Source organism: Streptomyces sp. NPDC050388 (assembly GCF_040655635.1).
GTDB lineage: Bacteria > Actinomycetota > Actinomycetes > Streptomycetales > Streptomycetaceae > Streptomyces.
This window is the reverse complement of sequence record NZ_JBFAKH010000135.1, coordinates 1-12,475: the sequence shown is the minus strand read 5'-3', so window position 1 is coordinate 12,475 and position 12,475 is coordinate 1. Positions and strand designations below refer to the sequence as shown.

Annotated in this window: 10 protein-coding genes and 2 pseudogenes; 10 read left to right on the top strand and 2 right to left on the bottom strand. The window is 65.5% G+C overall.

The window, feature by feature from the left end; translation table 11 throughout:
• The 6 genes and pseudogenes from AB0I73_RS38070 to AB0I73_RS38045 form a co-directional block, all read left to right on the top strand.
• Positions 1–253, top strand: a pseudogene (locus AB0I73_RS38070) (hypothetical protein); the annotation flags it as partial.
• A gap of 20 nt (positions 254–273) precedes the next feature.
• Complete coding sequence (locus tag AB0I73_RS38065) at positions 274–864, top strand: class I SAM-dependent methyltransferase (protein ID WP_363044986.1); 591 nt, start codon at positions 274–276, stop codon at positions 862–864.
• Positions 865–902: 38 nt separating this feature from the next.
• Positions 903–2,381, top strand: coding sequence for a methyltransferase, FxLD system (gene fxlM / locus AB0I73_RS38060; protein ID WP_363044985.1), 1,479 nt, complete (start codon positions 903–905; stop codon positions 2,379–2,381).
• A 107-nt stretch (positions 2,382–2,488) separates the two neighbouring features.
• Positions 2,489–3,253 (top strand): annotated as a pseudogene (locus AB0I73_RS38055) (IS5 family transposase).
• 128 nt (positions 3,254–3,381) lie between these two features.
• Positions 3,382–3,840, top strand: a complete 459-nt coding sequence (locus AB0I73_RS38050; RefSeq protein WP_363044984.1) for a hypothetical protein — start codon at positions 3,382–3,384, stop codon at positions 3,838–3,840.
• Between the two features lie 305 nt (positions 3,841–4,145).
• On the top strand, positions 4,146–7,085 hold the full coding sequence (locus AB0I73_RS38045) for a tetratricopeptide repeat protein (protein WP_363044983.1): 2,940 nt from the start codon (positions 4,146–4,148) through the stop codon (positions 7,083–7,085).
• Between the two features lie 150 nt (positions 7,086–7,235).
• Here the strand turns inward: AB0I73_RS38045 and AB0I73_RS38040 are convergent, their stop codons facing one another.
• A complete protein-coding gene (locus tag AB0I73_RS38040; RefSeq protein ID WP_363044982.1) occupies positions 7,236–7,481 on the bottom strand; it encodes a hypothetical protein in 246 nt (81 codons plus the stop codon).
• Positions 7,482–7,590: 109 nt separating this feature from the next.
• Here AB0I73_RS38040 and AB0I73_RS38035 point away from each other — a divergent pair, with 109 nt between their 5' ends.
• From AB0I73_RS38035 to AB0I73_RS38025, 3 genes are all read left to right on the top strand, one after another.
• Positions 7,591–8,652: a hypothetical protein gene (locus AB0I73_RS38035; RefSeq protein WP_363044981.1), complete on the top strand. Its 1,062-nt coding sequence runs from the start codon at positions 7,591–7,593 to the stop codon at positions 8,650–8,652.
• Positions 8,653–8,720: 68 nt separating this feature from the next.
• On the top strand, positions 8,721–8,954 hold the full coding sequence (locus AB0I73_RS38030; RefSeq protein ID WP_363044980.1) for a hypothetical protein: 234 nt from the start codon (positions 8,721–8,723) through the stop codon (positions 8,952–8,954).
• Between the two features lie 141 nt (positions 8,955–9,095).
• Positions 9,096–10,355, top strand: coding sequence for an ATP-binding protein (locus tag AB0I73_RS38025; protein ID WP_363044979.1), 1,260 nt, complete (start codon positions 9,096–9,098; stop codon positions 10,353–10,355).
• A 58-nt stretch (positions 10,356–10,413) separates the two neighbouring features.
• Here the strand turns inward: AB0I73_RS38025 and AB0I73_RS38020 are convergent, their stop codons facing one another.
• A complete protein-coding gene (locus tag AB0I73_RS38020; RefSeq protein ID WP_363044978.1) occupies positions 10,414–10,590 on the bottom strand; it encodes a hypothetical protein in 177 nt (58 codons plus the stop codon).
• A 91-nt stretch (positions 10,591–10,681) separates the two neighbouring features.
• Between AB0I73_RS38020 and AB0I73_RS38015 the strand changes: the two genes are divergently transcribed.
• On the top strand, positions 10,682–12,475 hold a 1,794-nt coding region (locus AB0I73_RS38015), incomplete at its 3' end, for an AAA family ATPase (protein WP_363044977.1).

Below are 12,475 nucleotides of genomic sequence, written 5' to 3'. Positions count from 1 at the left end.
AGCCGGGCAGAACCCCCGCAAGGGCCGTTCCCACACCTGGCAGGACGTCGAATCCGAGGTCTGCGACGTCATCGTCACCGGCATGGTCGCCCTGACGCGCATGAACCCCGACGCGGAGGCGGTCTTCGCCAAGCACCTGCGGCGCATCGCGGACCGCGATCTGAGCGGGGCCCGTGGGCTGACCACCGGCCATCCCGCACAGGCACAGTTCCCACACCCGGGCGGTGCGCCGAGCACCTCCGAACCCGCCTGACGAGGCCCGGAAGGAACGCTGTGGTCCACACTTCACAAGACGCCCGAGCAAGCGGAGCGTACGAAGCAGGCGAGGCCGGCGCGTACTGGGAGCCTCTGTGGCGATCCGGCCGCCGCTACCGGAGCATCGACGCGCCGGAGCGAGAAGCCCTGAGCCGGCAGGTAGGCATCGGTCGTGGGAGACCCGCCCTCGACATCGGCTCCGGAGACGGGGCACTCGTGCAGGCGCTTGCCGAACTCGGCTACCGGCCGACCGGGATCGACTGCGCACCCAGCGCGCTCTCCACCGCCCGTCATCGGCACCCCGGCCTTGACTTCAGGCACTTCGACTTCGACACCGACGACCTGCCCGAACCGGCGTTCGCCCTCATCACCTGCCGACTAGTCTACCGCTGGATCCAGGACAAGCACGCCTTCCTGTCCCGGGTGCGGCAACTCCTCGCCCCCGGCGGCATCTTCTGGGTGGCCACTTCCGTACGCAGCCCCCGGCACGACGAGGCCAAACCGTGGGAAATCGAGGTCACAGAGGTGGAACTCCTCACCGCCGGCTGGGCCCGGGCGGACGTGACACAGCTCGACGAGTCGTACCACTGCTTCGCCCTGCGCCCCTGACTCCGCTCGCTTCACCTTCGCCGTCCGAAAGGCCCACCGTGACGACTCCGCCCGCCACCGAACTCGACGAAGCGAGCGAGCCACGCCGCCGGCTCGCCGACCAACTCCACGCAGCCGGCCACATCCGCACCACCGCGGTCGAGAACGCCTTCCGCACCGTGCCCCGGCACGCCTTCGCCCCCGACGTCCCGATCCACAAGGCGTACGCCAACGACATCATCCCCACCCGCCACACAGCCGACGGTCGAATCATCAGTTCCGTGTCCGCGCCCTGGCTGCAGGCCGACATGCTCGAAGCCGCCCGCATCCGGCCCGGCCACCGCGTCCTGGAGATCGGCTCCGGCGGCTACAACGCCGCCCTGATCGCCGAACTCGTCGGCCCCACCGGCAGCGTCACCACCCTCGACATCGACCCGGCCGTCACCGACCACGCCACCCGCTGCCTGGCCCGGACCGGATACGATCGCGTCCGCGTGGTCACCGCCGACGCCGAACACCTCCCCGCCGGCATCGTGCCGGACGGCGGCTTCGACACCATCCTGGTCACCGTCGACACCTGGGACCTTCCCTGGATCGACGCTGTCGCCGACGGCGGACGCCTCGTCGCCCCGCTGCGCCTGCACCAGTACACCTGGGCCATCGGCTTCACCAAGCGCGACGGGGCCCTGCACAGCGACGAGCCGCTCATCGTCTGCGGCTTCGTCGCCATGCAGGGAGCCGGCGCCTGGAACACGAACCGGCGCACCGTCCCGGGCACCGGCGTTCACCTGTCCTGGGAGGACGGCACCCCACTGCCCGTCGACCAACTCGCCCCGGCCCTCACCCACAAGCCGGTCGTGGCGCACACCCACGTCACCGTCGGCGGCCAAGAGCCCTTCGACGCCCTCACCCTCTACCTGGCCGGCGCCCTGCCCGGCTTCTGCCGCCTCACGGCCGACCCCGACGGCGACAACGGAGTCCTCGACCCGCCGCCCCGGCACCGGCCCGGCGCCGCGATCGTCCGCGGCCCCTCCCTCGCGCGCCTGGCCACCGAACGCATCTCCGACGGCGACGACGGCAACGGCGTGTACGAGCTGGTCGTCCACGGCTACGGGCCCCACGGCCACCTGGCCGCCCAGGAGATGGCCGAACAGGTCCAGCACTGGCAGCGCAACCACCGCGCTGCCCTCTGCCCGCGGATCACCGTCCATCCCCTGGCCAACGCCGGTCCCGCGCCCGCGACCGACGATCCGCACGTCTTCGTCAAGAAGCACACCCGTGTCGCAATCGACTGGCCGATCGTTCCCGGCACGGCGGCCCTGCTCACCGACGACGAGGGCCGCTACCTGCTCCACCTTCGGTCGGCGAACAAGCCGATCTGCGATTCTGTGAGGGTCCTGCGTGCAACCGACTCAGGCTGCCGTCATCTCCGCAGCTCAGATGGCCTTGGCCTCAAGGTAGAGACTGCAACACATGTAGTGCAAGCGCCGTCACTCAAACGAGTTCGTTGTCCCCGACGGTCGGTCGATCTTCACTGAGCCCTTTCCAACCTGCCTCTGAAGTTCGGCAGTTGGGGTGACAACATGGTGAAGCCCCTGGTAGATGGGTTTTCGACCAAGAAATCCGTCTCCGCCAGAGGCTTCACGTGCTTGTTTACCCGTCCGGGCTGGACGTGTCCAGCTCTGCCCTCCGTTTCCTCACGCAGCAGTTGCGGCGGCACCGCCGTGCGATCGGTTCCCGTTGACGGCGGCTGAGCGCCGGCCGCCAGGCCCTTCTCACGCTCGCCCACCTGCGGGTAGGCCACACGTATGCCCAGCTCGCGGCCGGATTCGGCGTCGGCACCACCACCGCTTACCGGTATGTCACCGAGGCCGTCGACCTCCTGGCCGCCCTCGCGCCCACCCTGGCCGACGCCGTTCGGGCTGCGTCGGTGAAGGCGTATCTGCTCCTGGACGGCACGTTGCTGCCGATCGACCGCATTGCCGCGGACCGGCCGTTCTACTCCGGAAAACACAAGAAGCACGGGATAAACGTGCAGGTCCTCGCTGATCCCTTCGGCGGACTGCTGTGGGCTTCACCGGCCCTGCCCGGCGCCGTCCATGACGTCCGCGCGGCCCGCGAGCACGGCATCGTTGGCGCCCTTGCCGAGGCCGGCATCCGGTGCTGGGCGGACAAGGGTTACCGGGGTGCCGGCGGCACGGTCCGCATCCCGTGCTGGGGACGGTGGGAGGCCCTCTCCGCAGGCCAGAAGGCGGTGAACCGGTCCCACGCGAAGATCCGGGCACTCGTTGAGCGGGCCGTCGCCACCCTCAAGTCCTGGCGGCTTCTGCGCAGACTGCGGTGCTCGACCACCCGGATCACCAGCCTCGTCCAGGCCGTCCTCACCCTGCATCTGACCAGCTCAGAGTGAAGATGGAAAGGGCTCACTGCCTCGACGAGCAGCCCGAAAAACGCCTCGGCGCATGGGGCCGTGGCAACGAGAACGATGAAGCCCCGGGGCCAGCCTGTAGGTGCTACATGGAGACGTGACGTGCCATCATGCGAACTGCGGACGGAACCTGGCAGACTGGCACCCGGCTCGCATCTGTCACCTACACAGTCGTCAATGGGGGAAAAATGACTGGAGTTGAAGTGATCTTGACTGCGTTGGCCGCTGGCGCCACGGCAGGGATCACGGACACTGCTACTGACGCTGTACGCCAGTCCTACGATTCGTTGCGTGAACTGGTGAGGCGCCGGCTGGCTGGGCGCGGCGAAGAGGCAGCTCAAGTCCTGGACGCCGAGGAAGTCGAGCCGGACGTGTGGCAAGCGCAGCTTGGTGAACACCTGATCGCGACGGGAGCCGACCGTGACGAGGTGGTTCTTCGAGCCGCCCAAGCGCTTCTGACGCAACTGGAGCAGCAGGTCGGACCGGTATCGAAGTACAGCATCGACGCTCGAGAAGCCAAGGGCGTGCAGACCGGTGACCACAACACGCAAACTAACACCTTCAACTGACGGGTCTGAGGGTGGAAAGCGGTGAGTTGACGTCGAGATCGGTCGATGCTCGCGGATCCAATGCCGTGCAAGCGGGCGATGGAAATCTGCAAATCAACACGTTCTTGACGCGAGACCACGCGGCGGAAGCGATCCCGGACCTTGAGCAGTGGCCAACAGTCCGAGACCTGGACAAGCCGATTCAGCTGGGAGTGCACCGGACGGCCCGCGGCCAGCAGGGCGAGCCAGAATTGCCACCGTATGTAAGCCGTGATACGGATCCCGAGTTACAGCGGGCTCTACGCGAGGTGTCTGCCGACGGGGGTATGGTCCTGCTCGCCGGTGAATCCACTGCCGGGAAGTCCCGCTCCGCCTATGAGGCAGCTCGCAAAGAGCTACCTGGTTTCCGTCTGCTGCATCTTTCTCCAAACGACCTGGCAGTTGGCCTGAGTAAACTTCGCCTGGGAAGACAGGTAGTTGTCTGGCTCGATGACTTGGAGCGCTATCTGGGGCCGAGCCGTCTGACTTCGCCTCGGCTGAGACTGCTGCGCAGCATGCACGCCGTAGTCTTGGCGACGATCCGGGCTGAAGAATACGCCAAGTTCAGTTCACGTTTGCGGTACTCCGCAGACCGAGAGCAGTACGAACTTGGGCTCGCTGGGGCGGAGGTCATCGCCCAGGCCGACCACGTCGTACGCATTGAACGACACTGGTCGGCATCTGAGAGGCAGCGCGCGACTCTCATCCAGGACACGCGCATCTCGGAAGCTCTGAGCCGTGCTGACGAATACGGAGTGTGCGAGTTTCTCGCTGCTGGACCCGACTTGTTCACCGAGTGGTTGAACGGCTGGGCACCTGGCAGGAATCCCCGGGGAGCAGCACTCGTTGCCGCTGCGGTTGATTGTCGGCGTGCGGGGATGTACGGACCGTTGCCCGTATCGCTCCTTGAGGAGCTCCACGGGCACTACTTGCGGGCCCGTGGGGGTGCTCGTTTACGCCCGGAGTCATTCGAAATGGCACTCCAGTGGGCCTCACAACAGGTACGCGCAACGAGCAGTTTGCTGCTTCCGACAGAAGTCGAGAACGAGTACTTGCCGTTCGACTACTTGGTGGACACGCTGCAGCGGGACCCGGACGCAGCACCTCTGCCCGAAGCGGTGTGGCGGTCGGTGGTGTCCTACGTCGATGACGAGGGGCGCTTCGACGTAGGTACAGCGGCATTCGATCAGATGCAGTTCGATGTCGCCGAAGACATTTTCCGTGATCTTTATACTCGCGGACAAGGCGCTGCCGGCCCCCGCCTTTGCATGTCGCTTGCTTATCAGGAACGCTTCGATGAGGCCGAGGAGCACTTTCACACCTATTCGGATTCGACTGACTCTGAACCCGAACTGATCGCAATTTCTGCCATTTTTTTCGGCCACTGCTTTCAAAATTCAGGGAATCAAGAGAAGGCCGAAGAATACTATCGGATCGCCTATCGCGCTGATGACAGTCAAGACAAATCGTTCCTTGGCTCATTGCTCGCAGACCAGGGAAGGCTTGACGAGGCTGAGCAGTTCCTCCGCGCATCGGCCGAACTGGGGCATGCGGAGTCCGCATACAGACTGGCTGGTATTCTTGAACAGCTAGGCAGGAAGGAGGAGGCCGCACCGTGGTACCGAAAAGGGGCCGACGGTGGGAACGTCAAGGCCATGCTGGCCATGGGATTGATGACTCGCCAAATAGGGGACTATGCGAGTTCGGACGGCTGGTTCAGGAGGGCAAGCGAATCGGATGATTCCGATCTCTCCGGCACGATCTTCCTTGCGCAATCGCTGACCGAGCGAGGAGAGTACGCCCAAGCTGAACCGTTGTGGCGAAGGGGCGCCGAAGCCGGAAACATAGTCGCGGCCCTAAGTCTTGGCGTTACCCTGCTGCAGATGGAAAGGCCGGACGAAGCCGAACCTTGGCTGCAAAAAGCTGCGGAGTCGGGAGACGCGCGTGCTCTGGAGCCTCTTGGTGTCGCGCTGCATAAGCAGGGCAAGCACGAGAAAGCGGAAGTTTGGTATCGCCAAGCTGCTGCTTCCGGTGATATGAGTTCAACCAAGCGACTCGGCTCACTCCTCGCCGATATGGGACGCACGGCTGAAGCCCAGCCCTTCTTGCTCACAGCCGCGGAAAGCGGAGAAGTCGAAGCAGCGACTCGCCTCGGCTATCTGCTACTCGATCAAGGGGTACCAGAGGGGGAAGTCTGGCTCAGGAAGGCTGCCGAGGCCGACTACTACCCGGCAGCCGCGAGACTTGGAGCCCACCTCCATGAGTGCGGTCGAACGGAGGAGGCGGAGCCGTGGCTGATCAAAGCCGCCGATTTGGGGTCGGCCACGAGTGCGTATTTGCTCGGGTTGATCCTGACCCTCCAGCAGCGGCTGGAGGAGGCGCAGTACCGGTTCCGCCAGGCGGATGAGCTCGGTCATCCGGAGGCAGCGGATCATCTGGAGGCGGTCGGCCGCAGGCTCAATGAGCAGAACGAACTTAAGGATCTTCAACCGCACGAGGAACAGCTGGCGAACGCTGCATTCGCTGCCGGCTTTCAACATCGCAACGAAGGCAGGATCGAGGAAGCCAAGTCCTCACTTCGGGTGGCGGCCGAGTACGGCCATGCTGATGCGGCCTGGCTTCTGAGCCTCACGCTCACCGAGCATGGTGAGCGCGACGAAGGCGAAGCCTGGTTGCGCGCTGCCGCAAAGAGCGGCCGATCTTCGGCCGCCGCCCTGAATTTAGGAATCATACTCAGGGGCCAAGGTCTTCTCGAAGAAGCTGAGTATTGGATCCGGAAGGCCGAGGCTGGCGGGCAGGACTCGGCCGCTCGCGAGCTGGGCGTGCTTTTGCATGATTCCGGCAGGCCCCAGGAAGCCGAGCAATGGCTACTCAAAGCGGCCAACGCGGGCGACACCGACGCTGCCGGGTTCCTCGGTTTCCAACTCAAGGAGCAAGGACGGTTACAGGAAGCCGCCTCACTGCTCTATAAGGCAATGCGAGGTGGATACTCCAACGCCGCGACAGTACTGGGCCTCGTGTGCTTTGAGATGGACCGGTTGGACGAAGCCGTGCAGTGGTGGTCGCATGCAGCCGAGCTGGGCGAACATTTAGGTGCGTACGCCTTGGGGGGTTTCCTGGCGGCACAGGGTCGGAATGAGGAGGCCATCGCGATGTACAGCAGAGCTGCCCAACTGGGCGATACCGATGCGGTTGAGCAAATAAGAGCCTTGCGTAAGCATTACTGAGCTTGCCAAGGCGGCCCCCGTGATGTCTCGGGGGTGGTCATCAGCTTGCTGCTGCCGCAGCACCTGCGCCGACTGCTACGGCTACCGTCCAGGGCCAGCCGGTCCTGGACCAGCTCTCTTCCTGCTCAATCGGAATTGAGGTCGGATTCTTCATCCCGTTGGCGGGCCGTTGAGTCGAGCCATGTACTCACGGTTGACGGCTCGGGCGGCATCAAGATCTTCCTGGCACTCTTCGAGCTGTCGGCGTAGTTCGACCGTCTCCTGCTCCAGCTCGGTGATGTGGATCTGCAGCTGGTTGATGTCTGCCGCCGGGCCACCCAGTCCCGCCTCGCGCCAGATCTCCTCGCCAAGAACTGCAGACAGTCGTTCGCGCAGCACGCGGTTCTCTTCCGTCAAGCGGGTGTTCCGATCCTGCGCGTTGGCGAGGTCGGCATCAGCGCACGGACGGCCCGCTGTCAGTCCCCCTTCGTAGGCTGGTGTGAGACACCTGAGACAGGAGGGCAACGTGGCCCGCAACGGAATCAACAAGCGCGAGCTAGACAAGTGGGCGAGAAACGTCGTCAAGGAGACCAACAAGAGCCTGGAGCGCGCTCAACGACGGAACCCTCCTCGTGTGTCTGCCCAGCTCGATGCCACCGCCAGCGCGGTCCCCGGCGGTGAGACGACCGAGAGCAGCGGCTATCTGGCCCGGCTGCTGCTGTGGCTGGACAGCAGCGCGAAGCAGAACCCGTCGGCGTACATCAACGTCGCCCCCTTTGTTGAGGAACTCCAGCTAGAGGAAGAAGATCCGACCATCCTCGCTCTCCAACTGGAGCAGCACGGCCTGGTGGAGATCCTCCGTGCCATGGGAGATACCGGCACCCACGTCCATCTCACCGACCCAGGCCGCGTCGCCGTGCGTCAGCTGAAAGACCTGCAGAAGGACCGTGCCGCCCGGATCCGGCACACGATGGACGCCCTGCTGCGGTGGCTCTTCGACACCGCCAGCGACCAGACGCCCGTCGATCCGGCCCTGTTCCTCGCGACGCCCGGCTCGTACTTCGCCGGAACCGAGATCAGCGGGACCGAGCTGCACCAGGCGCTCGCATACCTGACAGAGCACAAGCTGATCGAACACATCGGCACCGACCCCGCCACGGTCGCCATCACATCCTGGGGCGTCAGCTGCGCCCTGTCCGGAGGAAGCGTGCAGGACCACATCAACCAGCCCCGCCCCGGCACCACGTACAACAACTACATGCCGAACGCCAAGGGCGTCATCATGGGCGAGCAGCAGCACTTCACCCAGAACAACACCGACGGCGTCGACCCCACGCTGTTTGCCCAGCTCGCCGGATACATCGGCCAGGTCAGTACCACCCTGGGAATGTCCGACGCGGACCGCGCGGAGCTGGAGCGCGTCGCCCAGGACCTCCACACCGAGGCGACCTCGGGCAACCCTGAGCCGGGCCGCCTGCATCAGATCGCCACGCAGCTCAAGGACAAGCTCCTGGAGGCCGGCACCACCATCGCGGCCACGATGGGAGTACAGATGGCTGATCAGGCCCTCGCCGGACTGATGCAGTAGCCGCTTCCAGCACCACCACGGGCCCGGGGGTCAGCCATGACGCCCCCGGGCTCGGTGAAAGAGGAACAGTGAAGGAAGAGACCGCCGAACAGAACCGCTATTGGCGCGCGATGTTCGCGCTCCCCGCAGCGAGCCGGGAACCTGCTACCGCCGGGCACGCTGTCTTCTGGGACGTCACCGAAGAGATCCTCAAGGAGCACGCACCTGCCGATGGTCCTGAACCCTCTTGTCAGGGGTGCGGCAAGCGCTGGCCGTGCGAGATAGCCGAGTCCGCCATGAAGCAGGTCGGGGTGTGGTCGTGAGCACCCCCGTGCCGCCGTCGGAACCACCGCTACTGCCAGTGCTCCCGCTCACCCACCCCCCGGCGTAGCCTGCTCGAGAGCATGAACCGTGACGATGCGCCTGGTTCGGCACCACACGGTACTGGGAGAGGGGAGCCGGGCATGGCGAACGGCGGGCAGATGGAGACGGCTGCACTGGTGGCGATGCTCAGCGAGCGCGCCTTGGTGAAGGTCAAGCTGGCCCTGGTCGCGGACGCACAACAGTGGCGACTGCACCATGGCCAGGTCACCTTGGACGACAACGCCCCACTGAAGGATCGAGCCTGGCGCTACAGCACGGCAACCTTTCTGGAGCTGCGCCTGCCCGGCCCGACGGTCGCCGCGCTGCTGCGGGGCGACGGCCAGGACGTCCACGGCCTTCGCGTCGTCTCCCCCGACCCGGTGTCCTCCAGCGCCTCCACCTATCGGCTGCGCGGCCAGGAAGAGTGGGGCCGGGTGACCACGCCATGGCCGCGCACCGAGTGGACCATCAACCGGGACACCAGCGCTCCCCAGCCCGGCCACGGCTTACTGGTCGGGGGCGGCCCTTCCTTTCTGAACTTCGACCAGGCGCTTAGCGCCTTCCTTCACCAGCGCCCCCACGACAGCACCGCGGGCCGTGCGGACCTGTGGCGTATCGTCCTGCCGCAGCGTGCGGGCTGGTTTGCGCAGATCACCATCGGGCCCGACCTGCTGACGGCCGTCGTTGACGGTGAGGCCCTGAACGGCGCGGTACTGGAGCTGAGCTGGGCGGCGGGCAACCAGTCCCAGTCCGTCGACGGTGCCGACACCTACCGCTTTCCGCTGCCCCATGGACTCACCCACGAGAGCCTGTTGATGCTCCGCCGCGAGGACCTGTGGCTGGACTGGCGCAGCTTCCCGGCTCCCACATACGGGCGTGCCCGCGACGCCTCGGTCGTCTGGGAGCAGCCCGGACCTGAGCTGGACATCCTCCTGGCGAACGGAGAGGGACAGTACCTGGAGTGCAAACGGGAGGTCCCGGAGGGCGACTCACGGAAGAAGATGCTCAAAACCATCGCCGCCTTCGCATCGCAGGACGGCGGCACCGTCCTCATCGGCGTCCGAGACGACCTGCAGGTCGTGGGCCTGCCCGAGGGAGCGAACGTCGACAAGCAGGTCCTCCAGGTCGTCGGCATGATCCGCGACAACCTGGAGCCGGTGCCGGCCTACGAAACACGCGTGATCGACCACGACGGAAAGACGGTCCTTGCTATCGAAGTCTCCGGTGGGGGCCAGATGTACGCCTACCGCGACGGACAGCGCGCGGAGTTCTACGTCCGCGTCGGCCCGAACACGGTGCCCGCACGCCACCATGAGATCGCCGCCGGATTCCGGCAGGCTCCGACCGTCGCAACGTTCTGAGAGCCGCCGCACCGGCGACGGCGCATGTCGACCGCACCCGGTGCGGTCGACATCGCGCTCACCAGTCGTCGGGGGCGCTGCCCACCCACGCGATCGGCTCGCCGTCGCTGTTGTGGCCCCAGTGCGGTTCCTCCAGCGAGGTCTCGTGCCCTTCGTCCAGGACGCAGATCTGTCCCCAGCGGCCGTGCTTGCCCGAGCAGATCCGGATTAGCACGGCCGCGTCGCCGTCGTGCACCGTGAAGATGGGACGGTCGCAGCCCGGACGACACCGCCGCCGAACTCGGTGAGCAGTGGCTGAAGTTTCCGCATGCCCGCGTGGTCTTGTGTTGCTGAACCTCAGCGGCGTGGTCACACCGGCCTCTACGATGTTCGTTCGGCTGAACCATCTCTGGAGCACCATGCGCCTTGAGCACATCAGAATCGACAACTTCCGTGGCCTGAGCCGTGTGGACATGTCGTTCTCCCGATTCGGGTGCCTGATCGGCGAGAACAACGCCGGGAAGTCGTCGGTGTTCCAGGCGCTCAACATGTTCCTGCGTTCCGGCTCGGCTGCCCAGACCGACTTCCTGAACCCTGCGCGCCCGGTCCGCATCCAGTTGACGTTCGCCGAAATCAGCGATGCCGACCTGCAGCGTCTGGAGGAAGGCCACCGATCCCGCATTGAGGGAGAGATCCACGAGGGGCGCCTGACCCTGGCCCGTACCTACACTGGGCCGGGCAAAGGCGCCATGTGGCTGGTCAAGAAGGTGCCCAGCGACCCCCGCTTCCATAGGAAGGTCCTCGAGGAGGTCATCAAGCCCAAGATCCCTCCGGAGGAGCTTGCGGAGAACGTCCGGCACACCTACCCGCAGATCTACGAGAAGCTGTCCGGAAAGATCACGCGTGTTGCAGTCAGACGGGAGTGGGAGGAACTCGTCTCCGCTCTCACCGACGACGACTACGTAACGGGCGACGAGCCGCTGAAGACGGGCATGGACAAGTCGGTCGCTGCACTGCTGCCGGAGCCGATTTACATCCCGGCCGTGAAGGAACTCAACGACGACGTCAAGACCGGCTCCACGGCAACGTTCGGGCGGCTGTTATCCATCCTGTTCGAAGACATTGAGCACCAACTCCCCGAGCTTGAGTCCTCCTTCGATCAACTGCGCAAGCAGCTCAACGTGGTGAAGGACGAGGACGGCAAAGAGAGGGACAAGCGGCTGCCCGAGGTGCGCCAGATCGAGTCGCTGATCCAGCGCAATCTGCAGGAGTCCTTCCCCCTCGCCAGCGTGCGCCTGGAGATCCCCCCGCCGCGGCTGCGCAGCCTGCTGGAGGAGGCGGAGATTGCTGTTAACGACGGCATCAGCGGGCCGTTCAAGACCAAGGGAGACGGGCTGCGCCGCTCGGTGGCGTTCGCCATTCTGCGCGCCTACGTGGACCTGAAGACCGCTCGGCCTGCCCGGCCCGACAGTGCCCAGCAGCCCTGCCTCCTGCTGTTCGAGGAGCCCGAGGTCTTTCTCCACCCACGCGCCCAGCGCAAGCTCTTCGAGGCCCTGGCGGTCTTCGCCACTTACAACGACGTCCTGGTCAGCACGCACTCATCCGCCTTCTTCGCGCCCGGGGCCACGGGCACATTTGTGAAGGTGGTCAAGGACCACTCGTTGACCCCGCCGACCAGCCGGGCCTGCGTGATCGATCTGTCCGACATGGACGCCCGGGACCAGTTCGAGATCATCACGCACGAGAACAACGAGGCGGCGTTCTTCGCCAGCTCCGTGCTGCTCGTGGAAGGCCCGAGCGACCACATCCTCATCCCGCATATCGCGCGCACTCTGAATCCGGCGTGGGACTTCGACAAGCACGGAGCGGCGATCGCCCGGGTCGAGGGCAAGGGCAGCATCGCGCGGTACCGCAACTTCTTCCGCCGCTTCGACATGCGGGTCGCGGTCGTCGCAGATCTGGACGCGGTGCTGGACGGCTTCGACAAGCTGGGCGCCAGCCGCAACTGCCATGAGCTGCGTGACCGGGTGGTGTCCCGGGTCAACGTGGACTTTCCCCGTGACGTTGGACACTCGATGCTTACGCCGCGAGGGCGTGTCCTTGCTCGTGCCGCTGCCGGATCTCCAGCGGGGTCAGGTAGC